Origin of the sequence: Streptomyces europaeiscabiei (assembly GCF_036346855.1) — a bacterium.
Classification (GTDB): domain Bacteria; phylum Actinomycetota; class Actinomycetes; order Streptomycetales; family Streptomycetaceae; genus Streptomyces; species Streptomyces europaeiscabiei.
Genome location: NZ_CP107841.1, coordinates 1,965,677 through 1,987,782, shown reverse-complemented (window position 1 = coordinate 1,987,782; position 22,106 = coordinate 1,965,677). Strand labels below are relative to the sequence as shown.

Below are 22,106 nucleotides of genomic sequence, written 5' to 3'. Positions count from 1 at the left end.
AATGTCCTAAAAACGCGCCCGTTTTGGGGGCGTGTGTGGTACGGCGAAACGGGGAGGACGCGCAACGTGGCGCAGTCCACAGCGGACTGTCGCGGATCAAGCTGTCGCGACGGGGGGACGACCGGGACAATGGCCTTTCAATGGCTTTGTCGACAAGCAGCCGGGTCGTCACGTGCCGCTGGGCACGCACGCTCGTTCTTCACAGTGGGGCGGTAGGTGCGCCGTTCCCGGGCCAGCTGGCATGGAGGCACTAACCGATGGGCGAGGGGTACGCATGACCGACACCGGCCAGGTCCCGGGCGAGGGACTGCCGGAGAGCGCAGGCATGGTGGAGCAGCCGGGCGTCCCTGCGCCGGGTGCGTACACCTACCTCTCCGAGACCACCACCGAGACCACCACCGAGGACGAAGACCTCCTGCTGCCGGGTGCCCAGGGCGCGTGGGGCAACGAGATGCCGCCGCCCGCCCCCGAGCCCGTCGTCCAGGTCGTCCACGAGCCCGTCGTCCACGAACCGGGCCCGCACGAGATGTCCGGCCGGGACAGCGGCTCGCTCGACCTCGGCGCCGTCCGTACCCCCGTCGCGACCCCCGTCCCGCAGCCGCCGGTGGCCCGCCGACCGCTGCATCTCGGCCCGCCCACCCCCGACGCCTCCGCCAGCCCGGTCCGCTCCCTCGCCGACCGAGGCCCGGCGGGCGCCCCCGTTCCGCCCGGCGCCGTACGCCAGCCCGGCCCGGCCACCATCGGCCCCGAGTACCTCGACGTGCCCCAGCAGCCCGTGTCGCAGTGGGTCGGCGCCCCCGCCACGGCCGCTCCGGCAGTGGCTGTCGGGGGAGCGGCCGCAGAAACGGTCGTTCCGCAGGAGGCGCGGCTTTCCGTGGTCGTGGCGGAGACCTCGCCCGCCGTGGAGACGCCGCAGGCCGCGGACGCGGCGGAGGAGATCCAGGACGCCGAGGCCCTCCACCAGGCCCAGGACGCCGCCTACGCCCTGGCCCAGGAGGCCGCGGTCGCGCAGTTCCGGACGCCGGAGGCCGTGGGGACACCGGTCGCCGCGCAGTTCCAGGCACCGGACGTCCCGGAGGAGGCGGAAGCGCCGACCGCCGTGCGGACGGAGGTTCCGGAGGCGGTCGAAGCCCAGGCCCACGCCCCGGTGGTCGTGGAAGAGCAGGCTGCCGTCGAGGCGCGGCTGCCGGAGCCCGCCGAAACACCGGCTGTGGTCCAGGCCCAGGTCGCGGAGGCCGTCGAAGCCACGCTCGTCGGTCGTACGCCGGCCCCGGAGGAAGCCGCGGAGCCGTCGGCGCCCGAGGCCGCCGACATCGCGGCCGTCGTGGAAACCGCCGGGACGGAGGTACCGCAGGCTCCCGAGCCGGTGGCGACGGCACCCGAGGCGCAGACCTTCGAGGAAGCCGCGCCCGTTACCCCGGTCGCCCAGGCGCCGGACACGACGCCCTTCCCCCCGGCGGCCCAGGACCCCGAGCCGGTCCCGGCCCAGACCGTCGCCGAGGCCCAGGACGCTCCCGCGCTTTCACAGGAGCCCGAGGAGGTCCCCGAGGCCGTCGACACCCTCGTCCCGGACCGGCTCGCCGAGGCCGACGGGCTGCCCCAGGCCGACGGCGCGGCCGCAGTGCCCGCGCAGGCCGACGAGGCCGTGGCGGAGGACGCCGAGCACGCCGTCACCCCCGAACAGCAGGCGGCGCCTGCCGTGGCCGATGAGCATGCGGACCCCGGCGTGCCGGACGCGCAGCTCGCGACCGCCGCGCCGGACGAGGAGAGCGCCCTCCCTGCCCCGGAGGAGCAGCCGCCCGCCGACGCCGTATCGGACACCGCACAGGAGGCCGCCCTCACGCAGGACCTCCAGCAGCCGGCGGAGACGCCGGTCGCCGAGGAGCCGCAGCACACAGAGGCCGGGGAAGCCGAGGTCGAGACATCGGAAGCCCCGGCGGAAGCCGCACAGCCCGAGGCCGCACAGCCCGAGGCCGTGACTGAGGAGCCCCAGCCGCCGTCGCCGGCGCAGCCGGAACCGCCCGCCGTGCAGGGCCCGCAGTCCACCGAGCCGGTCGCCGTCGTCGCGGACCAGGACCAGCACCAGGACCAGGCCCACAACAACGGGGACCGCGACGAGGCCGTGGTGGCCCAGCCCGCCGAGACCGCTCCGGCGCCGGAGCCCGCTCAGCCGCTGGTCCCCGAAGCCGTCGTCGAGCCCGAGGCCACGGATGTGAACGCAGCGGACCAGCCGGCCGACAGCGCGGAGACCCAGGAGACCGCCGCCACCGATCAGCCGACCGGCGAGGTTCCGGCCGACCCCTCCGAGCCCGCAGCCGACCCGGCGACCGAGGACCCTGCGACCGAGGACCCTGCGACCGAGGACCTGGCGACCGGTGACCCCTCAGCCGCTGAGCCCCCCGCCGTCGAGGCGCCGCTCCTCGTGGCCTCCCGGATCGACGCACCCCAGGGCGCCGTGGTCCAGCCCCCGACCGAGCTCGCCCCCGACGCCCCTCTCGCGGGAACCCTCCAGGAGCCCGCACCGCAGGCCGACGCCGACCTGCCGCTCGGCCGGTTCGTGCCCGTCGACGGCTCGGTGCCGACCGCCCCGCACCCGGCCCCGGCCGCGCCCCACGGAACGGTGGTCCCGCCGCTGCCCGCGGACGACCTGGCGACGCCGGTCGTCACCGAGTTCCCGGCGGCCGAGGGACAGACGCAGGCAGCCGAGTCCGCACCCGGCCCGCAGGCCCCGGCCGCGGTCCCCGCCCCCCGGGACTCCGAGGCCGAGACGATCGTCGTACCGCAGCCGCTCGCAGCGGCCGACGCGCACCCGGACGTCGTCCAGAACGCCGAGGACCTGGACACCAGGGCCGCCGACCAGGAGGACAGCGAAGCGGCGGCGCCGGAGGCAGAAGCAGTGGAAGCAGCAGCCGAAGAGAGCACGGCACCGGTGGAAGAAGCACCCGAAGACTCACGGGACGAAGTACGGGAAGACGTACGCCAGCCCGCGGGCCCGGCCGCGCCCCCCTACGACGACGCCGAACGCGAGGCCGTCCTCAAGGTCATGCGTGAGCGCCGGGACATCCGCAACGGCTTCCGCGACGACCCGATCCCGCACGACGTGCTGCTCCGCGTCCTGGAGGCCGCCCACACGGCGCCGTCCGTCGGCCACTCGCAGCCCTGGGACTTCGTCGTCATCCGCTCGGCCGAGACGCGCCGCACGATGCACGAACTCGCCCAGCGCCAGCGCGAGGCGTACGCGAAGTCGCTGCCGAAGGGCCGGGCGAAGCAGTTCAAGGAACTGAAGATCGAGGCGATCCTCGACACCCCGGTGAACATCGTCGTCACCGCCGACCCGACCCGTGGCGGCCGCCACACCCTGGGTCGGCACACCCAGCCGCAGATGGCCCCGTACTCCTCCGCCCTCGCGGTCGAGAACCTGTGGCTCGCGGCCCGAGCCGAAGGCCTCGGCGTCGGCTGGGTCAGCTTCTTCGACGAGAGAGAGATGGTCCGCGCCCTCGGCCTGCCCGACCACCTGGAGGTCGTGGCGTATCTGTGTGTCGGATACGTCGACGAGTTCCCGGAGGAGCCCGAGCTGATGCAGGCGGGCTGGGCCAAGCGCCGCCCACTGTCCTGGGTCGTCCACGAGGAGACGTACGGCCGCCGTGCCCTGCCCGGCGCCGAGCCGCACGACCTGCTCGCCGAGACCGTCGCCGGTATCCGCCCGCTGGACGCCAAGGCGCTCGGCGAGGCGTGGGAGCGTCAGAAGCGGATGACCAAGCCGGCGGGCGCGCTCGGCATGCTGGAGATCATCTCCGCCCAGCTGTCCGGCCTGTCCCGCCAGTGCCCGCCGCCCATCCCGGAGCCCGCGGCCGTCGCGATCTTCGCGGGTGACCACGGCGTCCACGCCCAGGGTGTCACCCCCTGGCCCCAGGAGGTGACGGCCCAGATGGTCGCCAACTTCCTCGGCGGGGGAGCGGTCTGCAACGCCTTCGCCACCCAGGTGGGCGCCGAGGTCTGCGTCGTGGACGTGGGCGTGGCGAGCGACCTCCCGGCCACCCCGGGGCTGCTGCCGCGCAAGATCCGCGCCGGTACGTCCGACATGACCACCGGTCCCGCGATGACCCGCGAGGAGGCCAAGCAGGCCATCGAGGTGGGCATCGAGACGGCCCGTGACCTCGTCGCGGCCGGCAACAAGGCCCTTCTCACGGGCGAGATGGGCATCGCCAACACCACGGCCTCCGCCGCTCTGATCGCCGTCTTCACCGGCGCGGACCCCTCCGAGGTCACCGGCCGGGGCACTGGCATCAACGACGAGACCCTCGCCCGCAAGACCGACGTCGTACGCCGAGCCATCGAGCTGCACCAGCCCGACCCCGCCGACCCCATCGGTGTCCTGGCGGCGATCGGCGGCTTCGAACACGCCGCCATCGTCGGCCTCCTCCTGGGCGGCGCCTCCCTGCGTACACCGGTCATCCTCGACGGCGTCAGCGCCGGCGCCGCCGCGCTGGTGGCCCGCGCCATCGCCCCCGAGGTCCTCGCCGCCTGCATCGCGGGTCACCGCAGCGCCGAGCCGGGCCACGTCGCCGCCCTCCAGAAGTTGGGCCTGCGCCCCCTGGTCGACCTCGACCTCCGCCTCGGCGAGGGCACCGGCGCTCTCCTCGCCCTCCCGGTCGTCCAGAGCGCGGCCAGAGCGATGCACGAGGTGGCGACGTTCGACTCGGCGGGGGTGACCGAGAAGTAGACGAGGTGGGTACCGGCCGCCTTTCCGACCCGGCTGCGCGGTCGCGGGCAATCGTTCCGCAGGGCGGTGGGGGCACCTCCCGTTCGAGCGAAGCCGAGAATGGGAGAGGGTGGGCACAACCGCCCACGGCCGAGCACTCGGCAACGGTGCTCACCCCTACCCGGGGCCCGGGGGCAGCGCCCCCGGTTTCGGGAAGGGGTGGGCCTGGGGAAAGGAACCCCACCCACCTCAGCCACCCACCGGACCCGCAGCCTAAAATTCCCACGTCAGGGCCGCTCCAAAGCCGCAGCGCCCCCTCCGCACCGCCGCCAGTCCGAGGAGCCGCACCCTCATGGCCGAACACCCCGCCTACCCCGTAGGCCTCCGCCTCACCGGCCGCCGAGTGGTCGTCATCGGCGGCGGCCAGGTCGCCCAGCGCCGCCTCCCCGCCCTCATCGCGGCCGGCGCCGACATCCTCCTCGTGTCCCCGAGCGCGACCCCCTCCGTCGAGGCGATGGCCGACGCGGGCGAGCTGACCTGGGAGAAGCGCAGGTACGCGGAGGGCGACCTCGCCGAGGCCTGGTACGTCCTGATCGCCACCGGCGACCCGTTGGCGAACGCGCGCGCGTCCGCCGAAGCGGAGCGCCACCGCATCTGGTGCGTCCGCTCCGACAACGCCGAGGAAGCCACCGCCTGGACCCCGGCGACCGGCCACAGCGAAGGCGTCACCGTTGCCGTCCTCACCGCCAACGCCCAGGGCCGCGACCCTCGCCACACCGCCGCCATCCGCGACGCCGTCGTCGAGGGCCTGCGCGACGGCACCCTCGTCGCCCCCCACCACCGCACCCGCACCCCCGGCGTCTCCCTCGTCGGCGGCGGCCCCGGCGACCCGGACCTGATCACCGTGCGCGGCCGCCGCCTCCTCGCCGAGGCCGATGTCGTCATCGCCGACCGTCTCGGCCCGCGCGACCTGCTGGCCGAACTCCCGCCGCACGTCGAGGTGATCGACGCGGCGAAGATCCCGTACGGCCGTTTCATGGCCCAGGAGGCCATCAACAACGCGCTGATCGAGCACGCCAGGCAGGGCAAGTCGGTCGTGCGCCTCAAGGGCGGCGACCCGTATGTCTTCGGCCGCGGCATGGAGGAGCTGCACGCGCTAGCCGAGGCCGGCATCCCCTGTACGGTCGTCCCCGGCATCTCCAGCTCGATCTCCGTCCCGAGCGCGGCCGGTATCCCGGTCACCCACCGGGGCGTCGCCCACGAGTTCACCGTGGTCAGCGGTCATGTGGCCCCCGACGACGAGCGCTCCCTGGTCGACTGGCCCGCCCTCGCCCGGCTGACCGGCACGCTCGTGATCCTGATGGGCGTCGACAAGATCGGCAGGATCGCCGAGACCCTGGTGGCGAACGGCAAGTCCCCGGACACCCCGGTCGCCCTGGTCCAGGAGGGCACCACGGCCGCCCAGCGCCGGGTCGACGCGACCCTCGCCACGGTCGCCGAGACCGTGCGTGCGCAGGAGGTCAAGCCGCCGGCGGTCATCGTGATCGGCGAGGTCGTGAAGGTGGGGCCGGGAACGGAAGCATGACCTCCGGGCGGCGACCCCGGACCGTAGGGCCGCGGAACCGTAACCACCGGTAACCCGACCCGTCCCAAGCCGTTGGCACCACACCCAGGACAAGGCAGTATCACCCTGTGGCCGATCTCATCACCGTTGAGGACCCCGACGACCCGCGCCTGCGCGACTACACGGGCCTGACCGACGTGGAGTTGCGCCGCAGGCGCGAACCCGCCGAGGGCCTGTTCATCGCCGAGGGCGAGAAGGTCATCAGACGGGCCAAGGAAGCCGGCTACGAGATGCGCTCGATGCTGCTCTCCGCCAAGTGGGTCGACGTCATGCGCGACGTCATCGACGAACTCCCGGCCCCCGTCTACGCGGTCAGCCCCGAGCTCGCCGAGCAGGTCACCGGCTACCACGTGCACCGGGGCGCTCTCGCCTCCATGCAGCGCAAGCCCCTGCCCACGGCGGACGAGCTGCTGGTGGGGGCCGCCCGCCGGGTCGTGATCATGGAGTCGGTCAACGACCACACCAACATCGGCGCCATCTTCCGCTCGGCCGCCGCGCTCGGCATGGACGCGGTCCTGCTCTCCCCGGACTGCGCCGACCCGCTCTACCGCCGCAGCGTCAAGGTCTCCATGGGTGCGGTCTTCTCCGTGCCGTACGCCCGACTGGACACCTGGCCCAAGGGACTCGACGCGGTCCGTGGCGCCGGCTTCACCCTGCTCGCCCTCACCCCGGACGAGAAGGCGAAGTCCCTCGACGAGACCGCCCCGCACCGCATGGACCGCGTCGCCCTCATGCTCGGCGCCGAGGGCGACGGCCTCTCCACCAAGGCCCTCATGTCCGCCGACGAATGGGTCCGCATCCCCATGGCCCACGGAGTCGACTCCCTCAACGTGGGCGCGGCGGCGGCAGTGGCCTTCTACGCGGTGGCGACGGGACGCCCGCGACTCTGAAAGGGGCTGGGCTGTCGGGGGCGCGGGAGAACAGCGCGATCAACCCCCTACGACCCGCGCAGTGTGCGACCGAGCCGCAGTCGCGAGCTGTCTTCGGCGTCCTTGCCACCGGCCGACCGTCAGCCGCCGTCCGACTCCACGAACGACAGCTCCTGGCGTACGCCACCATCCCCGCCGAGCCCTCGCGACGGTCCCTGACACCCCTGCGCCGTGGCGATACCGAGCGCGGCCAGCAACGTCACCACGACGAACACCACGAGCCGCTGCCGCAACAGCCGAGGATTGGCGGGTCGCCGCCCGGTCCCATTGGTCCGGGCACCCGGACGCCCCGCCCCACCGCGCGGCGCGGGCCGCTTCCCGGACCCGGTCGTGCTGCGTGACGGCACAGGCCGTACACCGGGCCGAGACCCACCGCCGGTCCGCGAACCGCTCCCGCCCGTCCGGGACCCGGCCCCGCTCCGCGGCGGTGGCGTACCCTGCCCTCCCGGCTGCGACCGGCGCGTGTCCGGCGGCTGCCGCAGCGTGCGCTGTTCGACGTACTGCTCCGCGAGCCGCCCCGAGGGCCGGTCCGGATCCGTACGCGGCGCGGGCGGCCGGACGTCGGACAGCCCCTGCGCCTCACGGGCGGCGATCTCCTTGAGCCGCAGCGACAGTTGCAGGGTGCTGGGCCGCTCCTCCGGGTCCTTCGCCAGACAGGCGCGGACGAGGGGGGCGAGCGCGTCGGGCACCCCGCGCAGCTGCGCCTCCTCGTGCACCACCCGGTAGAGCATGACCTCCGAACTGCCGTGTCCGAAGGGCGAGTCGGAGGTCGCGGCGTAGGCGAGCGTGGCGCCGAGGGAGAAGACGTCCGTGGCCGGGGTGACGGCGGCCCCGCGCACCTGTTCGGGCGCGAGGAAGCCGGGCGATCCCACGGCGGTGCCGACATGCGTCAGGGTCGAGGCCCCGGTCGCCCACGCGATACCGAAGTCGATGATCCGCGGCCCCTTCGGGGACAGCAGGATGTTGGACGGCTTCAGATCCCGGTGTACGACACCGGCCTCGTGCACGGCCACGAGCCCCTCGGCGAGGGCTGCACCGACGGCGGCCACATCGGCGGCCGACATGGGGCCCTCCTCGGCGACCTTGTCGTGCAGCGAGGGCCCCGGCACGTACTGCGTGGCGAACCACGGGCGGTCGGCGTCCAGATCGGCGGCGACCAGCCGGGCGGTGCACCCACCCCTGATCCGCCGCGCCGCCGAGACCTCGCGCGCGAACCGCGACCGGAACTCCTGATCCTCTGCCAGATCCGGCCGGATGACCTTGAGCGCGACGCGCTGTCCACGCCGGTCGGAGCCGAGGTAGACGACGCCCATTCCACCCGCGCCGAGCCGTCTGTGGATCCTGAACGAGCCGACGACGCGCGGGTCCTCGCGCCTCAGGCGCATCATCGCCATGTTCATCCCCGCTGCCCGTTCCGTCTGACGAGCCACAGCTTACGTTTCCACGGCTGGGCGTGCGCAGAGGCCGCGCCCTCACGACCCGATGGATTGTCAGTGCCGGGTGGGAAACTTGAAGAGTGGTCAGGGAACAGCAGTTCGGGGCGGTGTTGGGCTGCCGGTGATCCCAACCAGCCACCAGAGAAGGGGGATTGAACCCGTGAAGGGTGACCGAGTGGAGATAGTGGTGGACGCCGGGGACACGACGCGCACCTACGAGGTGATCGCGAGCAGGGCGGGCCGCCGGGTGGAGACGGCGGTACGGCGCGGTGTCGTGGAAGTGAGCGAAGTCACCCGAAACGGCTCCGTGGTGCGGACGGCCAGGTTCATGGCGAACCGGGTCCTCGCGCTGGTCGAGCAGCCGGTGCCCCGCGAGGACGGTTCGGAGCGGAACGGGTAGCAGATGGGGCAGACCGGGCGTCCCTTCCGGGAAGACCCCGAGACCTAGGACCTCGTCTCCACCCTGGGGAGTACGTCGCAGGTCATCGCTCATCCTCCGGGAGGCCCGGCAATCGGTACGAGGGCATGACGACCCGGGCCCGCCGCGCGCCTAGATTTGAGGTCAAGCGGCGGGTGCAGCACTCGTCCCCCGAGGTCAGACACCCGCCGCTGCCAAGACAGCAACACCGACGAGAAGATCAGAGGAGGGACCATGGCCCACACGGCACCGCGGACCGCGATCCGCACACGGGAGCGCAGGACGTTCACCGCCGACCGCCGTCCGGGTCGTCGCCACCCCTTGGTGGCGACCGCGATGGTCCTCCCTCTGGCGGCCCTGCTCGTGTACGCCTTCGGCGGCTGGGAAGCAGTGGTCACACAAGCGTCGTCCGTGGGTGTGATGCTGGGGCGCTGAGCGGCGACCCCAGGCCCGGAAGAGCGGTCCGGGCGGGGACATCCATCCATGAAACCCCGTGGGGACGGGGGTGCGGCGGACGGCAACAGACGCCCGCGCAGCTGGGGAGCTGCGCGGGCGTTGTCTTTTTCTGGGCCCACCTGGCCACGGGCAGCCCTTCGCCGTGATTTCGGCTGTCCTCCTTCGTGCTCCCCGGCCGTCCCCCTGAGGGCAGTCGTGCCAGCCGGGGCGGCGCGGGTGGGCGCAGGGGCGCCTCGTGACCGCCGGGCGGCGGGACCTCCTCCCGGTCACAGCCCGGCAAGGCGCACCCGGAACGTAGGCTCGCCGACAGCGCCGTACGACTTCGCAGGGGGACCCATGACCGCCACCGCCGACGTACTCCCCGCCCTCAGGGCCAGGGTGCGCAGCACGGCCCATCCCGAATCCACGCCCTGCTCCCACCCCGACTCGGTCCTCGCGGAACGCGCCGACGGCACGGTTGTCCGCCACGCCGACACCGTCGCCAAGGCCCACGCCCCCGACACCGACCCCACCCACCTGGCCCTCCGCCTGACCGTCGCCACCTCCCACCCGGACACCCTCCTCGCCCCCCTCCTTCCGGCCCCGGCCCCCCTCCACGACCGCCTCGTCACGCTCTGGCCGTACGGCACCCCGGTCGACCCCGAGACCCCGGAAGCCGCCCCGTGGGAGGCGGCGGCCACCCTCCTGGCCCGCCTCCACCGGCAGCCGTCGCCCCCGGGCCTGCCACCCATGCGCGGCCCGGCCAAGGCCGCGCAGGCCATCGCCCGCCTCGTGGCTGCCGCACCCGGCCACCCCGCCACGGCCCCGGTGCTACGCGCCTGGCACACCCTCCCCGCCTGGGCCAGGTCCGAGGCCCCCATGCCCGACACGACCACCCTCTGCCACGGTGACCTGCACCTCGGCCAGCTCGTCCGTCACCCGGCGGCCACGGGGCCCTGGCGGCTGATCGACGTCGACGACCTGGGAGTGGGCGTCCCCGCCTGGGACCTCGCCCGCCCGGCCGCCTGGTACGCCTGCGGCCTTCTCCTGTCCGACGAGTGGACCCGCTTCCTCACCGCCTACCGGCGGGCCGGCGGCCCGGCGGTCCCCGCGGACGGCGACCCGTGGCACGTACTGGACGTACCGGCCCGCGCACTCACCGTGCAGACCGCGGCTCTCGCGATCGCGAAGTCCACGGCGGCCGACCGCCCCCTCGACGACGCGCAACAGTCCGTTGTGGACGCATGTGACCGAATGGGAGGCATCCCGCCGGAGTTGGACGGCCCTTTCCCGAAGTAGGGTGCAACCGACCCCAGCCGGACGGTGTCTGTGCTGGCGTAACGCGAAGCAGGACCGAACGCCGAGGAGTTGAACCGAACCATGCACATGCAGTGTCCGAAGTGCCATGCGCCGATGCACACCTACAACCGCAGTGGCGTCCAGATCGAGCAGTGCAGCGGCTGTCGTGGGATCTTCCTCGACTACGGCGAGCTGGAGGCACTGACCCGCATGGAGGGCCAGTGGGGCGGCGGCCCGGCCGTTCCTCCCCCGCCGGCCGCTCCGCAGTACCCGGCGGGCGGCGGTCACAGCGCTCCGGCCTGGGGCGCCCCGCACGGCGGTCACCAGGGTGGCCACCACGGGGGTCACGGTCACCACAACCGCGGCTTCGGCCACATGCTGTTCTCCAGCTGAGCCGCGCGCAGGGCGCACCCGCGCCCTGCGCACGACGAAGCCCCCGACCGTACGAGACGGCCGGGGGCTCGGTGTGTGGACGATACTGGGATTGAACCAGTGACCTCTTCCGTGTCAGGGAAGCGCTCTCCCGCTGAGCTAATCGTCCTCGGGATCACAGCACTGCGGCTGTGGATCTTGCGTGCGCGATACTGGGATTGAACCAGTGACCTCTTCCGTGTCAGGGAAGCGCTCTCCCGCTGAGCTAATCGCGCGGGTGGAAGCCTCGCGGCTCCAGAAGCCCTGAGGCCTCAGTGGACGATACTGGGATTGAACCAGTGACCTCTTCCGTGTCAGGGAAGCGCTCTCCCGCTGAGCTAATCGTCCTTGGAGGTGGAGACGGGATTTGAACCCGTGTAGACGGCTTTGCAGGCCGTTGCCTCGCCTCTCGGCCACTCCACCAGGAGTGCGGGGCCAGAAGATCCCCGCTTTCCTGCGAGCGGACGACCAGGTTCGAACTGGCGACCTCAACCTTGGCAAGGTTGCGCTCTACCAACTGAGCTACGTCCGCTTGTCGTTTCCGGCCCGCTTGCGCGACCCGGCGACGAGTTGAACTCTAGCGGATTCCGGGGCCAGCACAAAAACGCGTTTGTGCAGCGTGCTGCGGTGCGTCCAGTCCGAGACCCGGCCGGGCCCGCCCGCAGGTCACCCGTCCTAGACTCGACTGCGTGCCCGACCTCCCTCCGCTCGCCCGCTTTGGCAACCTCGTGGCCACCGGTCTCACCGATGTGACCAGCGACGCCGCCGCCCTGGACTCCTCCGGCTTCTGGGCCGTGTGCGCGGACTACGAGGGCGGTCTGGTGTGCGCACGCTTCAGTGACGTACGTCGCGAACCCGCGCCCGCCCCGGAGCCGGGGAAGTGGCACGGGCCGGGCGTCGGCGACTGGACCTCGTCCCTGGACCGCGCCGCCTACACGGCCGGGGTCCGCCGGATCCGCGAGCACATCGCCGCCGGCGAGGTGTACCAGGCGAACCTGTGCCGGGTACTGTCCGCGCCCGTCGCGCCGGACGCCGACGTGGACGCGTTGACCGCGTTGCTGGCCCGCGGCAACCCGGCACCCTTTGCAGGAACGATTCGTCTCCCGGGTTGCGGGGTCGAGATCGCCACTGCCTCCCCGGAGCTCTTCCTGCGCCGTGACGGCCGGGTCGTCGAGTCGGGCCCGATCAAGGGCACCGGCCGCACCGAGGCGGATCTCCTGAAGAAGGACTACGCCGAGAACGTGATGATCGTCGACCTGGTCCGCAACGACATCGGGCAGGTGTGTGCCACCGGCACCGTGACCGTGCCCGACCTGTGCGTCGTCGAGAAGCATCCGGGGCTGGTGCACCTGGTGTCGACGGTGCGCGGCGAACTGCGCGACGACGCCGGCTGGCCGGAACTGCTCGCCGCGGCCTTCCCGCCCGGTTCCGTCACCGGCGCGCCCAAGTCGAGTGCCCTGCGCATCATCGACGCCCTGGAGACCGCCCCGCGCGGCCCGTACACCGGCGGTATCGGCTGGGTCGACGCCGACCGGGGCACGGCGGAGCTGGCCGTGGGGATCCGTACCTTCTGGATCGACCGGGCGGCGGGCGAGCTCCGCTTCGGTACGGGCGCGGGCATCACCTGGGGGTCGGACCCCGAGGCGGAGTGGCGGGAGACCGAGCTGAAGGCCGCCAGGCTGCTCGCGGTAGCGTCGGGGACGTACGAGGCGAGTGGGAGGACCCTTACGTGAAGATCTGGCTCGACGGCGGACTGCAGGACATCGACTCCGCCCGTGTCTCCGTCCTCGACCACGGGCTGACCGTGGGCGACGGCGTCTTCGAGACCGCCAAGACGGTCGACGGGCGGCCGTTCGCGCTGACCCGCCACCTCGACCGGCTGGCCCTCTCGGCACGCGGACTCGGTCTGCCCGAGCCCGACCTCGACGAGGTGCGCCGCGCCTGCTCGGCCGTCCTGGAGGCCAACCCGGTGCCCCTCGGGCGGCTCCGCATCACCTACACCGGCGGTGTCTCCCCGCTCGGCTCCGACCGGGGCGACCACGGCCCGACCCTCGTCGTCGCCCTCGGCGAGACCGCCCGGCGCGCCGACTCCACCGCCGCGATCACCGTTCCGTGGACCCGCAACGAGCGCGGCGCCCTCACCGGCCTCAAGACCACCTCGTACGCCGAGAACGTCGTCGCCCTCGCCCGCGCCCACGAACAGGGCGCCACCGAGGCACTGTTCGCCAACACCCTGGGCCGGCTCTGCGAGGGCACCGGCTCCAACGTCTTCGTCGTCCTCGACGGCGAGATACACACCCCGCCGGTCGCCTCCGGCTGCCTCGCGGGCATCACCCGCGCCCTCGTCGTCGAGTGGACCGGCGCCCGCGAGACCGACCTGCCGCTGGACGTCCTGGAACGCGCCGACGAGGTCTTCCTGACGTCGAGCCTGCGCGACGTGCAGTCCGTGCGCCGCGTGGACGCCCGTGAACTCTCCGCCACCCCGGGTCCGGTGACGGCCAAGGCGATGCGGGTCTTCGACGAGCGCTCCGGCGACGACCTCGATCCGTAAAGCCTCGGACATTGGGCTGACCCGGCGGCCCGGAGCGGGTAGAACACCCTGATGACCACCACCCTGCGGCCCATCGAGCCGCTTCAGCACGCCGCCGACGGGTCCCGTTCGCGCCGCTACCAGGTGTGCGTGAACAGCCGTCCCGCCGGCGAGATCCACCTCGGTACGCGCCCCGGCCCCGGGTCCTCGGCCGCCCGGATCCTGGATCTGCGGATCGACGAACCGGACCGGCGGCGCGGCCGGGCCACGGTGGCCGCACTCGCCGCCGAGGAGGTGGCCCGGGGCTGGGGCTGCCGGCGCATCGAGGCGTCCGTCCCCGAGGGTGCCGAGCCCGCGCTGCGGCTGGCCCAGACGCTCGGCTACGTCCTGCGCGCCCGGAGCATGCGCAAGCCCCTCGACGGCACCCCGCCCGAACTGCCCGAGGGCAGCCGGGGCCGCCCCATGACCGAGGCCGAGTACGGGCCGTGGAAGGAGGCCGGGCTGGAGGGCTACGCACAGGACCTGATCACCCGTGGCATGCCCGACGCGGAGGCCCGCACGAAGGCCACTGACGACTACGAGCGGTGCCTGCCGCAGGGGCCGTTCTCCGAGAACAGCCTGTGCAGTGTGCTGGAACACGAGGGCACGAGAGTCGGCACGCTGTGGCTGTGGCTGGCCGACGACGACGCCTCCGTGTACGACGTGGAGGCGGACGCCGCACACCGGGGCAGGGGTCACGGCCGTACGCTCATGCTGCTGGCCGAGGCGCAGGCGGTGGCGGCAGGGAAGACCGCCATCGCGCTCAACGTCTTCGCGGGGAACGTCCGGGCCGAATGCCTCTACGAGTCTCTCGGCTACGGGACGACCGCCCATCACCTGTCCAAGCCACTGGTCTGACGGCTGCCGGGAGGCGCCCCGGTGGTCAGGCGCCCCCGGCCAGCAGCCGGTCGGCGATCTCCTCGATCCGCTCACGCAGCCCCGCCTGGCTCCTGCCGCCGTCGAGGCGCTCGCCACCGATGACGTAGGTGGGGGTGCCGGTCACACCGATCGCCTTGCCCTCGGCCTGGTCGGCATCCACGATCAGCATGTGCCGGCCGTCGATGAGCGCGGTGTCGAACTCCTCGGCGTCCAGGCCGAGTTCACCGGCCGTCTCGATCAGGAACGGCTCTCCGGTCCGGTCCAGCTCCTCGACCCGCCCGAGCACGGCCTCGACGTACGGCCAGGCCTGCCCCTGCTCCGCGGCCTCCTCGGCGGCCTGAGCGGCGGCGAAGGCGTGCTTGTGCTTCTCCAGCGGGAAGTGCCGCAGCCGTACGTCGAGCCGGTCGCCGTAGCGGGCCCGCAGCGCGCGGACGTCGTCGAGGGCGCTGCGGCAGTCGGGACACTGGAGTTCGCACCAGACGTCCAGGACGACGGCGGACGGGACGGGGGAGGAGTCGCTCATGGAGATCAGTCTCCCAGCTTCCCGGACGGGGGGCCGACCCCGAGACGACCCGGAGATGTCCCTGAGGTCTCCCCGGACCATGGCATATCGGACGCGGGGCGGTGCAGGATGGAAGGGACGCAACGAGACCGACCGACCGAGCACCGCCTGGAGGACCGGATGATTGCCGAGACCGTCTGCGCCGCCGTTTCCGCGGCAGGCCTGGGCATCGCCGCGATCACGGCGTACCGGAAGCGTTTCCTCAGGGCGACCCGCATCGCCGCCTACTCCCTTGTGCCCCTCGGGCTGGTGTTGACCGGGATCGTCGAGTGGGTGGCCGACACCGCGTTCAGTCCGACCGCGTGGGCCGGCTTCGGTGTGCTCGGCGCCGCCTGGTTCCTGTTCATGACCACCCGCGCCGTGGAGCGCCGCCGCCAGGCTCCCGACAGGGAACAGCGCAAGGAGGCCAAGGCGTCCCGCACCGGGGCGATAGCCCCGGCGGCCTCGGCGCCCTCGCTGGGTCAGGGGGCACGTCCGGCGGCCCGCCCGGCGGCGGCACCCCGGACCACGGGTTCGGGTACGTCAGCGGCGGACGACTTCAGCGACATCGAGGCGATCCTGAAGAAGCACGGCATCTGACCCGCCCGGCGGGCGGGTCGTCAGCCGCGGGAGCGCTTCGGACTGAAACGACACAGTAGGTCGGGCGGCGGCGCCGAAGTGATCACGTTCGCTCCGTACCGTGTGGATATTGGCGAACTCTCCGTCATTCCGGGTGGGTTGATCGCGCGGAGGGTCTCCGCTGCGTCATCATCGCGGCGAGATGCTGGACACACCACAGAGCGACACCGTCGCCCCACCACAGGAGCGGCGAGGTTGTCTCTTCGCGCTCTCCCAGCCACCGCTGATGATCTTCCTAGCGGTGATCGGCTGCTTGCTGCTCATGGCATCACTGCACGATCTGCTGATGCTCTGAGCCGTAAACGGAGCCCCTGGCGTCATCCGTCGAGGGCTCCGTCAGTCCCCGTACGCAACCCCTTCGGACCGGTCGGCGAAGCCTCAGCCCGCTGCCTCCTTGCGGCGTGCCCGGTAGGCGGCCACATGCAGGCGGTTTCCGCAGGTGCGGCTGTCGCAGTAGCGGCGCGACCGGTTGCGGGAGAGGTCGACGAAGGCGCGCCGGCAGTCGGGGGCCTCGCAGCGGCGCAGCCGCTCCTGCTCCCCGGCGACGACGAAGAAGGCGAGCGCCATGCCACAGTCGGCCGAGAGATGGTCGGCGAGCGACGCGCCGGGCGCGAAGTAGTGCACATGCCAGTCGTAGCCGTCGTGATCGGTGAGCCGGGGTGTGGTGCCCGCCGCGGCGATCAGATCGTTGATGACCGAGGCTGCCGTGGCCGCCTCGGGAGCCGCGAAGACCTCCGCGAACCGGCTGCGGACTCGGCGCACGGCCGCGAGGTCGAACTCCGACAGCACGCCGACATCGCTGACCTCGTGATTCCGTACGAATTCGGCGAGCGCCGCGACCGTCGCGAGCCCGTCGGTCGCCGTGTCGTTCTCCGGCGCGGTGTTCACCAGATCCACCACGGCATCGAGGGAACACCGGGTGTCGTGGGTGATCAGCACGTTTCGCTCCCTGGCCTGCGCGGGTCGGGCGGGCGCCCGCCGATGCTGGCCGATGGTAATCGCTCGGCGAGGCGGTGGACCGGTGCGAACCGGCCCGGAGCACCCTCGTACGAGCGGAACGGGCCAGGGGCCCGATTGGTGCCCCGGTCCGGTCGCGCTCGGTGACGGCATGGCGACGCCGCCGTGCGGAGGTCCGCGACGACGGCGTCGGTTGGGTCGGCCTGAAGCCGTATTCGGTTGTCTGAGCCCGAGCCGTCTCCCCGAGTGGACGGCGCCGGGCGGCTCTGTGAGGGCCTCGCCCTAGCTCTCGGCCAGGATGTGGGAGAGCTCCTGATCGAGGTCGAAGTGCCGGTGCTCCGTGCCGGGTGGCACGGCGGCGTCTGTGCGCTTCAGGAAGGACTCCAGGGCTCGCGCCGGGGCTTCGAGGAGGGCTTCGCCCTCAGGGGAGCTCAGGGCGATGCACACGACGCCCTGGCCGTGGCTGCGCGACGGCCAGACACGGACGTCGCCGGTGCCGGTGGGCCGGTGCAGGCCCTCGGCGAGGAGGTCGCGGGCGAACACCCATTCGACCGTTTCCTCTGCTCCGGTGTGGAAGGTGGCGTGCACGGCGTAGGGATCGGCCGTGTCATACCGCAGTCCGGCCGGAACAGGCAGTGAGGACTCGCTCGACACAACGAGGCGCAGGTGCAGCTCGCAGCTGACCGTGGTGTTCATAAGCGCCAAGGCCTTTCGCTCAGTGTGCGCTCGGGGATTCGCACGTCGGCGAAATCGACATGCCACCTACGGTGCCGTTGTAAACCCCTCTGGGAGTTTTGCGTCGCTTTTGGTAGCTCATCCGGCCGAGACCGTCTTCTGTGGGTACGACCATTCCGGTGACTGGTTTCTCTCCGGTAGGGTTTGGCCGTATGGACACGGGGAGTTACGGAACGGGGGAGGTCGCCGTGGCGGCCGATGAAACGAAGAGTGACACGGACGTAGCGAACAGTGAGGCCGATGTGGCCAAGGACGAAGCGCGGCTCGGATCCCGTGCGCCGGAATTCGTCAAGGCGCGGCGGATGCTGCACGTGAGCTGGCAGGTGGCCGTTTTCGTCATCGGGCTCGCGGTGGTCGTCGCGGGTGTGATCATGCTTCCGCTGCCCGGCCCCGGCTGGCTCGTGATCTTCGGTGGCATGGCGATCTGGGCGACGGAGTTCGTCTGGGCCCAGCTGGTGCTCCGCTGGACCAAGCGGAAGGTCTCCGAGGCCACCCAGCGCGCCCTCGATCCCAGAGTCCGCCGCCGCAACATCATTCTGACGACGATCGGCCTGGTGATCGTCTCCGTTCTCGTCGGTTTCTACGTCTGGAAGTTCGGTCTCGAGATGCCCTGGAACATCAAGGACCAGTGATCCCGGACGGGATGGCAGGGGGCGCGGAGCATGGTCGGGGGAACCCCCTGACATGGGGTAATGTTCTCCCTGCGTCCGGGCGATTAGCTCAGTGGGAGAGCGCTTCGTTCACACCGAAGAGGTCACTGGTTCGAACCCAGTATCGCCCACCGGATGACGGCGACCCGGTCCACGGAAACGTGGGCCGGGTCGTTTTCGTCGTGGGCGCGCAGAGGCCTCGGGGTGCCGGGCGGGCCGTGCGCCCTTGGGCGGCCCGCGGCCGATGAGGGCGGGCCGCGGCCGATGGGGGCGGGCCGGCGGCTGCGCCGACTGAGGTGGCGCCTCCAACTCCGTCTCGATTTGGCCGAATCCGGTGCTTCCTCGTCCTCGCTCGGGACTCGCGCCCGGTCGGTCCGCCGTGCTCCGGGGGTGGTTCGGCGAGAGATGCCCGGGGTCGCCCCACTGACTCCTTTCAGCCTCTTCTGTTCGCGGCTCGAAGACACCCGTCGCGTTCGGCCAGTCGACCACAACTCCCGGACCTGCGCTTTCAGTTGACCGGCCGTCATCTGAGGCCCCGCCGCGCCCGGCGCAGGGACGGCTCCGCTTTCCATCAATTCCTGTCCGAATCATTGACGTCGCCTGAGGGTCTCCGTACCTTGTGCCAGCAAGCGCTTACTTGAAACGATTCACGGCGCGGACGCAACGTCGCGGGGAGGCTCAACCATGCAGCAGAACAGGAACGTTGAGAGGCGAACGGTCCTCAAGGCGGCCGGAGCCTCACTGGCCGTCGCGGGGCTGGGGGCGACGGCCACGGCCTGTGGGGGCGGCAGTGGCGCGGGGGACGGGACGGTGACGATCCGTTACGCCTGGTGGGGCGCCGAGGACCGCGCGGAGCGCATCAAGAAGACCATCGCCCTTTTCGAGAAGAAGTACCCGAAGATCAAGGTCAAGACGGACTTCCAGGCGTATCCGGACTTCTGGAAGAAGTTCAACACCCAGGCTTCCGGTGGAAATCCGCCGGATGTGTTCCAGAATGCCGTCGGTTTCCTGCGGAAATACGACGCGAAGAATGTGCTGCTCGATCTCAACGCACAGGTCGAGGCGGGCAACCTCTCCCTGGACGGCTTCAGAGCGGGCCTGGAGAAGTTCGGCGAGGTCGACGGCAAGCTGCTCGGCGTTCCGGTCGGTTCCAACTCGATGGCCCTGGTGATCGACAAGCCCGTCTACACCAAGTCGGGTGTGAAGCCGGAGCAGGGCTGGACCTGGGACGACTTCGACGCCGCGATGAAGAAGATCCGGGACAAGGCGGGGCGCGCCGGCGACAGCGGCATGTACGGCGTCATGTACCTCTACGACCTCTACCTGCGCCAGAACGGCAAGGCGTTCTTCACGGAGGACGGGCTCGGCTTCACCGAGGCGGATCTGAAGGCCTGGTGGGCGAAGGCCGAGAAGGGCATCAAGGAGGGTCTCTACGCCGACCCCAAGAAGGTCGCCCAGATCAAGCCCAAGTCGGCTGTCGCCGCGGAACTCGCCGGTGGTGAGTTCACCTGGGACAACTTCACCGTGCGCTACACCTCCGAGGGCAAGAGCGAGTACGGCCTGGCGCCCATCCCGACCACGGACGGCAAGAAGACCGGCCAGTACCTCGGCTCCCTCATGCTGAGCGCGTCCAAGCGCACGCAGCATCCCAAGGAGGTCGCGCAGTTCATCGACTTCATGGTGCACGAGCCCGAGGTCGCCAAGATCATGGGCTACGACCGGGGTGTGCCCGCGACGCAGGCCCAGTACGACGCGTTCCAGCCGACCGACCCGGTCAACAAGGCGATCGCCGCGTACGAGGAGTCCCTGGTCGCGGCAGGCGTCCTGGAGCCCATCACCCCGCATCCGAACGGCGCGGACATCTGCGAGGCCGGGTTCATGCGCATCGCCGAGGAGCTCGCCATGGGCAAGCGGTCGGTGGACGACGCCGTCAAGCAGTTCTTCACCGAGTCGAAGACGGCTCTCGGCAGCTGATGGGAACCGCCGTGACACACGCCCCTGCGATGGAGGACCTGACCCAGGACTCCGAGCCGCGGCACCGTCCGGCCAAGGCTCCCCGCCCCGCCGCGCTCAAGCGGCGGGGCCGCCGGGAGACCCTGACCGGCTATCTCTTCATGTCCCCGTGGATCGCCGGGTTCCTGCTGCTGACAGCGGGCCCGATGGCCGCCTCGCTCTACTTCGCCTTCACCGACTACAACCTGTTCGACGCGCCCAAGTGGATCGGCCTCGACAACTTCTCCGAGATGTTCGCCGATCCGCGCTGGCAGCATTCGGTGCGGGTGACGCTCTGGTACGTCGTCGTCGGTACGCCGATCAAGCTGGCCGCGGCCCTCGGGGTGGCGCTGCTGCTGGCGCAGAAGCGGCGTGGACAGGCCTTCTACCGGGCCGCCTTCTACGCGCCGTCGCTGATCGGGGCCAGTGTCTCCATCGCGATCGTCTGGAAGGCGATCTTCTCCGACGACGCGATCGTCGACCGTACGCAGAAGATATTCGGGATCGATGCCGGTGGCTGGACCGGCGACCCCGACTTGATCATCTACAGCCTGGTGGCGCTGACCGTCTGGCAGTTCGGCGCCCCCATGGTCATCTTCCTCGCCGGCCTCAAGCAGGTTCCGCGCGAGCTGTACGAGGCGGCCGAGGTCGACGGGGCGGGCACGCTCCGGCGGTTCTGGAACATCACCCTGCCGATGATCTCCCCGGTCCTCTTCTTCAACGTCCTGCTGGAGACGATCCACTCCTTCCAGATCTTCAGCTCGGCCTACATCGTGGGCGGCGGCGCCGGCGGCAACGCCTGCGGTCCGGCCGACGGTTCGATGGTCTACACCTGTTATCTGTACGTCCAGGGCTTCGAGAACAGCCGGATGGGTCTGGCCTCGGCCATGGCCTGGATGCTGCTGGTCGCGGTCGCCCTGGTGACGGCGGTGCTGTTCTGGTCCCAGAAGCGCTGGGTGCACTACGAGGAAGGCGCCCGATGAGCGCACAGGCCACCGAGATCACCCCAGCCCCGGCCCCGTCCACGAAGGCCGGTGCCCTGCGGCGCAGGCTGCCCGGTTCCCTCGCCTGGCACATCGGGTCCCTCGCGATCCTCGCGGTGATCCTCTACCCGGTGCTCTGGGTCATCGGTGGCTCGTTCAAGAAGAGCGAGGAGGTCATCGGCAGCCTGGACCTCTTCCCGGGCGACCCGATCATCTCGAACTACACGAGCCTCGCCGACGGCATCGCGGACATCCCGATCTCCACGTTCTTCTTCAACTCGCTCTTCCTCGCCGTCGGTTCGGTGATCGGGATCCTGGTGTCCTGCTCGCTGACGGCGTACGCCTTCGCGAAGATCAGGTTCGCGGGCCGCAATCTGCTCTTCACGTTGATGATCGGCACCCTCCTGCTGCCGTACCACGTCCTGCTGATCCCTCAGTACGTGCTGTTCCGCAACATGGACATGATCGACACGTACACCCCGTTGCTGCTCCCGAAGTACCTGGCCACGGAGGCGTTCTTCGTCTTTTTGATGGTGCAGTTCATGCGGAACCTGCCCAAGGAGCTCGACGAGGCGGCGCGGCTCGACGGCTGCGGGCACTTCCGCATCTACTGGTCGATCGTGCTGCCGCTGTGTCGGCCCGCGCTCATCACCAGTGCGATCTTCACGTTCATCAACACCTGGAACGACTTCATGGGCCCGCTGATCTATCTGAGCGAGCCCGACAATTACACGGTCTCGCTCGGCCTGAAGATGTTCGTGGACCAGGAGGGGGTAGCCAACTACGGCGGCATGATCGCGATGTCGCTGGTGGCCCTGCTGCCGGTGCTCGCCTTCTTTCTCGCCTTCCAGCGCTATCTGATCGACGGTATGGCCACCTCGGGCCTGAAGGGCTGAGGTGAGCTGAC

General features: G+C 71.2%; 20 protein-coding genes and 6 tRNA genes. 17 read left to right on the top strand and 9 right to left on the bottom strand.

Annotation, left to right across the window (positions count from 1 at the left end):
* Positions 1–274 precede the first annotated feature (274 nt).
* From cobT to OG858_RS08470, 3 genes are all read left to right on the top strand, one after another.
* Complete coding sequence (gene cobT, locus OG858_RS08480; protein WP_319266498.1) at positions 275–4,723, top strand: nicotinate-nucleotide--dimethylbenzimidazole phosphoribosyltransferase; 4,449 nt, start codon at positions 275–277, stop codon at positions 4,721–4,723.
* A 331-nt stretch (positions 4,724–5,054) separates the two neighbouring features.
* A complete protein-coding gene (gene cobA / locus OG858_RS08475; protein WP_086746490.1) occupies positions 5,055–6,287 on the top strand; it encodes a uroporphyrinogen-III C-methyltransferase in 1,233 nt (410 codons plus the stop codon).
* Positions 6,288–6,394: 107 nt separating this feature from the next.
* The gene (locus OG858_RS08470; protein WP_086746491.1) at positions 6,395–7,216 is read left to right on the top strand and encodes a TrmH family RNA methyltransferase; all 822 of its coding nucleotides are present in this window, start codon (positions 6,395–6,397) and stop codon (positions 7,214–7,216) included.
* 119 nt (positions 7,217–7,335) lie between these two features.
* Here the strand turns inward: OG858_RS08470 and OG858_RS08465 are convergent, their stop codons facing one another.
* Positions 7,336–8,655 (bottom strand): serine/threonine-protein kinase, encoded by a 1,320-nt coding sequence (locus OG858_RS08465; RefSeq protein WP_179200777.1) that lies wholly within the window; start codon positions 8,653–8,655, stop codon positions 7,336–7,338.
* Between the two features lie 196 nt (positions 8,656–8,851).
* Between OG858_RS08465 and OG858_RS08460 the strand changes: the two genes are divergently transcribed.
* The 4 genes from OG858_RS08460 to OG858_RS08445 all read left to right on the top strand — a co-directional run bounded on the left by OG858_RS08460 (position 8,852) and on the right by OG858_RS08445 (position 11,236).
* The gene (locus OG858_RS08460) at positions 8,852–9,091 is read left to right on the top strand and encodes a hypothetical protein (RefSeq protein ID WP_028796681.1); all 240 of its coding nucleotides are present in this window, start codon (positions 8,852–8,854) and stop codon (positions 9,089–9,091) included.
* 252 nt (positions 9,092–9,343) lie between these two features.
* Positions 9,344–9,544, top strand: coding sequence for a hypothetical protein (locus tag OG858_RS08455; RefSeq protein WP_020114444.1), 201 nt, complete (start codon positions 9,344–9,346; stop codon positions 9,542–9,544).
* 357 nt (positions 9,545–9,901) lie between these two features.
* Positions 9,902–10,843 carry a phosphotransferase family protein gene (locus OG858_RS08450; RefSeq protein ID WP_319067348.1) on the top strand — a complete coding sequence of 314 codons (942 nt, stop codon included), beginning with the start codon at positions 9,902–9,904 and terminating at the stop codon, positions 10,841–10,843.
* Between the two features lie 87 nt (positions 10,844–10,930).
* Positions 10,931–11,236 carry a TFIIB-type zinc ribbon-containing protein gene (locus tag OG858_RS08445; protein ID WP_037702246.1) on the top strand — a complete coding sequence of 102 codons (306 nt, stop codon included), beginning with the start codon at positions 10,931–10,933 and terminating at the stop codon, positions 11,234–11,236.
* A 76-nt stretch (positions 11,237–11,312) separates the two neighbouring features.
* On the opposite strand, the gene OG858_RS08440 is transcribed toward OG858_RS08445, so the two are convergent.
* The 5 genes from OG858_RS08440 to OG858_RS08420 all read right to left on the bottom strand — a co-directional run bounded on the left by OG858_RS08440 (position 11,313) and on the right by OG858_RS08420 (position 11,786).
* Positions 11,313–11,384 (bottom strand) — tRNA-Val (locus OG858_RS08440).
* 34 nt (positions 11,385–11,418) lie between these two features.
* Positions 11,419–11,490: transfer RNA gene (locus OG858_RS08435), tRNA-Val, on the bottom strand.
* A gap of 40 nt (positions 11,491–11,530) precedes the next feature.
* Positions 11,531–11,602, bottom strand: a tRNA-Val gene (locus tag OG858_RS08430).
* 1 nt (position 11,603) lies between these two features.
* Positions 11,604–11,677: transfer RNA gene (locus OG858_RS08425), tRNA-Cys, on the bottom strand.
* A 36-nt stretch (positions 11,678–11,713) separates the two neighbouring features.
* Positions 11,714–11,786: transfer RNA gene (locus OG858_RS08420), tRNA-Gly, on the bottom strand.
* Between the two features lie 157 nt (positions 11,787–11,943).
* Here OG858_RS08420 and OG858_RS08415 point away from each other — a divergent pair.
* From OG858_RS08415 to OG858_RS08405, 3 genes are read left to right on the top strand one after another with little or no spacing between them, the layout of a single operon-like run.
* Entirely contained in the window at positions 11,944–12,987 is a 1,044-nt protein-coding gene (locus OG858_RS08415; protein ID WP_327723712.1) for a chorismate-binding protein, read from the top strand.
* On the top strand, positions 12,984–13,805 hold the full coding sequence (locus OG858_RS08410; protein WP_086749430.1) for an aminotransferase class IV: 822 nt from the start codon (positions 12,984–12,986) through the stop codon (positions 13,803–13,805). Before OG858_RS08415 ends, OG858_RS08410 begins: the two co-directional genes overlap by 4 nt.
* A gap of 51 nt (positions 13,806–13,856) precedes the next feature.
* A complete protein-coding gene (locus tag OG858_RS08405; protein WP_086749431.1) occupies positions 13,857–14,681 on the top strand; it encodes a GNAT family N-acetyltransferase in 825 nt (274 codons plus the stop codon).
* Positions 14,682–14,706: 25 nt separating this feature from the next.
* Here the strand turns inward: OG858_RS08405 and OG858_RS08400 are convergent, their stop codons facing one another.
* The gene (locus OG858_RS08400; RefSeq protein WP_086749432.1) at positions 14,707–15,225 is read right to left on the bottom strand and encodes a DsbA family protein; all 519 of its coding nucleotides are present in this window, start codon (positions 15,223–15,225) and stop codon (positions 14,707–14,709) included.
* 159 nt (positions 15,226–15,384) lie between these two features.
* Here OG858_RS08400 and OG858_RS08395 point away from each other — a divergent pair, with 159 nt between their 5' ends.
* Both OG858_RS08395 and OG858_RS08390 read left to right on the top strand, forming a co-directional pair.
* Entirely contained in the window at positions 15,385–15,843 is a 459-nt protein-coding gene (locus OG858_RS08395) for a hypothetical protein (RefSeq protein ID WP_328545023.1), read from the top strand.
* Positions 15,844–16,024: 181 nt separating this feature from the next.
* Positions 16,025–16,177 carry a hypothetical protein gene (locus tag OG858_RS08390; protein WP_162948480.1) on the top strand — a complete coding sequence of 51 codons (153 nt, stop codon included), beginning with the start codon at positions 16,025–16,027 and terminating at the stop codon, positions 16,175–16,177.
* An 83-nt stretch (positions 16,178–16,260) separates the two neighbouring features.
* On the opposite strand, the gene OG858_RS08385 is transcribed toward OG858_RS08390, so the two are convergent.
* Positions 16,261–16,821 carry a CGNR zinc finger domain-containing protein gene (locus OG858_RS08385; protein ID WP_319317448.1) on the bottom strand — a complete coding sequence of 187 codons (561 nt, stop codon included), beginning with the start codon at positions 16,819–16,821 and terminating at the stop codon, positions 16,261–16,263.
* 300 nt (positions 16,822–17,121) lie between these two features.
* Positions 17,122–17,535, bottom strand: coding sequence for an SsgA family sporulation/cell division regulator (locus OG858_RS08380; RefSeq protein ID WP_004002642.1), 414 nt, complete (start codon positions 17,533–17,535; stop codon positions 17,122–17,124).
* A 191-nt stretch (positions 17,536–17,726) separates the two neighbouring features.
* Here OG858_RS08380 and OG858_RS08375 point away from each other — a divergent pair, with 191 nt between their 5' ends.
* The 5 genes from OG858_RS08375 to OG858_RS08355 all read left to right on the top strand — a co-directional run bounded on the left by OG858_RS08375 (position 17,727) and on the right by OG858_RS08355 (position 22,095).
* Entirely contained in the window at positions 17,727–18,206 is a 480-nt protein-coding gene (locus OG858_RS08375; RefSeq protein WP_037701562.1) for a TIGR02611 family protein, read from the top strand.
* A gap of 77 nt (positions 18,207–18,283) precedes the next feature.
* Positions 18,284–18,355, top strand: a tRNA-Val gene (locus OG858_RS08370).
* 553 nt (positions 18,356–18,908) lie between these two features.
* On the top strand, positions 18,909–20,198 hold the full coding sequence (locus OG858_RS08365; RefSeq protein WP_319067350.1) for an ABC transporter substrate-binding protein: 1,290 nt from the start codon (positions 18,909–18,911) through the stop codon (positions 20,196–20,198).
* Positions 20,198–21,199, top strand: coding sequence for a carbohydrate ABC transporter permease (locus tag OG858_RS08360; protein ID WP_179201178.1), 1,002 nt, complete (start codon positions 20,198–20,200; stop codon positions 21,197–21,199). Before OG858_RS08365 ends, OG858_RS08360 begins: the two co-directional genes overlap by 1 nt.
* Positions 21,196–22,095 (top strand): carbohydrate ABC transporter permease, encoded by a 900-nt coding sequence (locus OG858_RS08355; protein ID WP_086749986.1) that lies wholly within the window; start codon positions 21,196–21,198, stop codon positions 22,093–22,095. Before OG858_RS08360 ends, OG858_RS08355 begins: the two co-directional genes overlap by 4 nt.
* Positions 22,096–22,106 lie beyond the last annotated feature (11 nt).

What these genes read in the sequence shown, in the direction of transcription:
- cobT (WP_319266498.1), top strand. Translation starts at nt 275, where the DNA reads ATGACCGACACCGGCCAGGTCCCGGGCGAGGGACTGCCGGAGAGCGCA.
- OG858_RS08365 (WP_319067350.1), top strand. Translation starts at nt 18,909, where the DNA reads ATGCAGCAGAACAGGAACGTTGAGAGGCGAACGGTCCTCAAGGCGGCC.
- OG858_RS08465 (WP_179200777.1), bottom strand. Translation starts at nt 8,655, where the DNA reads ATGAACATGGCGATGATGCGCCTGAGGCGCGAGGACCCGCGCGTCGTC.
- OG858_RS08450 (WP_319067348.1), top strand. Translation starts at nt 9,902, where the DNA reads ATGACCGCCACCGCCGACGTACTCCCCGCCCTCAGGGCCAGGGTGCGC.
- OG858_RS08355 (WP_086749986.1), top strand. Translation starts at nt 21,196, where the DNA reads ATGAGCGCACAGGCCACCGAGATCACCCCAGCCCCGGCCCCGTCCACG.
- OG858_RS08390 (WP_162948480.1), top strand. Translation starts at nt 16,025, where the DNA reads ATGCTGGACACACCACAGAGCGACACCGTCGCCCCACCACAGGAGCGG.
- OG858_RS08375 (WP_037701562.1), top strand. Translation starts at nt 17,727, where the DNA reads ATGGACACGGGGAGTTACGGAACGGGGGAGGTCGCCGTGGCGGCCGAT.
- OG858_RS08360 (WP_179201178.1), top strand. Translation starts at nt 20,198, where the DNA reads ATGGGAACCGCCGTGACACACGCCCCTGCGATGGAGGACCTGACCCAG.
- cobA (WP_086746490.1), top strand. Translation starts at nt 5,055, where the DNA reads ATGGCCGAACACCCCGCCTACCCCGTAGGCCTCCGCCTCACCGGCCGC.
- OG858_RS08380 (WP_004002642.1), bottom strand. Translation starts at nt 17,535, where the DNA reads ATGAACACCACGGTCAGCTGCGAGCTGCACCTGCGCCTCGTTGTGTCG.
- OG858_RS08400 (WP_086749432.1), bottom strand. Translation starts at nt 15,225, where the DNA reads ATGAGCGACTCCTCCCCCGTCCCGTCCGCCGTCGTCCTGGACGTCTGG.
- OG858_RS08395 (WP_328545023.1), top strand. Translation starts at nt 15,385, where the DNA reads ATGATTGCCGAGACCGTCTGCGCCGCCGTTTCCGCGGCAGGCCTGGGC.
- OG858_RS08405 (WP_086749431.1), top strand. Translation starts at nt 13,857, where the DNA reads ATGACCACCACCCTGCGGCCCATCGAGCCGCTTCAGCACGCCGCCGAC.
- OG858_RS08455 (WP_020114444.1), top strand. Translation starts at nt 9,344, where the DNA reads ATGGCCCACACGGCACCGCGGACCGCGATCCGCACACGGGAGCGCAGG.
- OG858_RS08445 (WP_037702246.1), top strand. Translation starts at nt 10,931, where the DNA reads ATGCAGTGTCCGAAGTGCCATGCGCCGATGCACACCTACAACCGCAGT.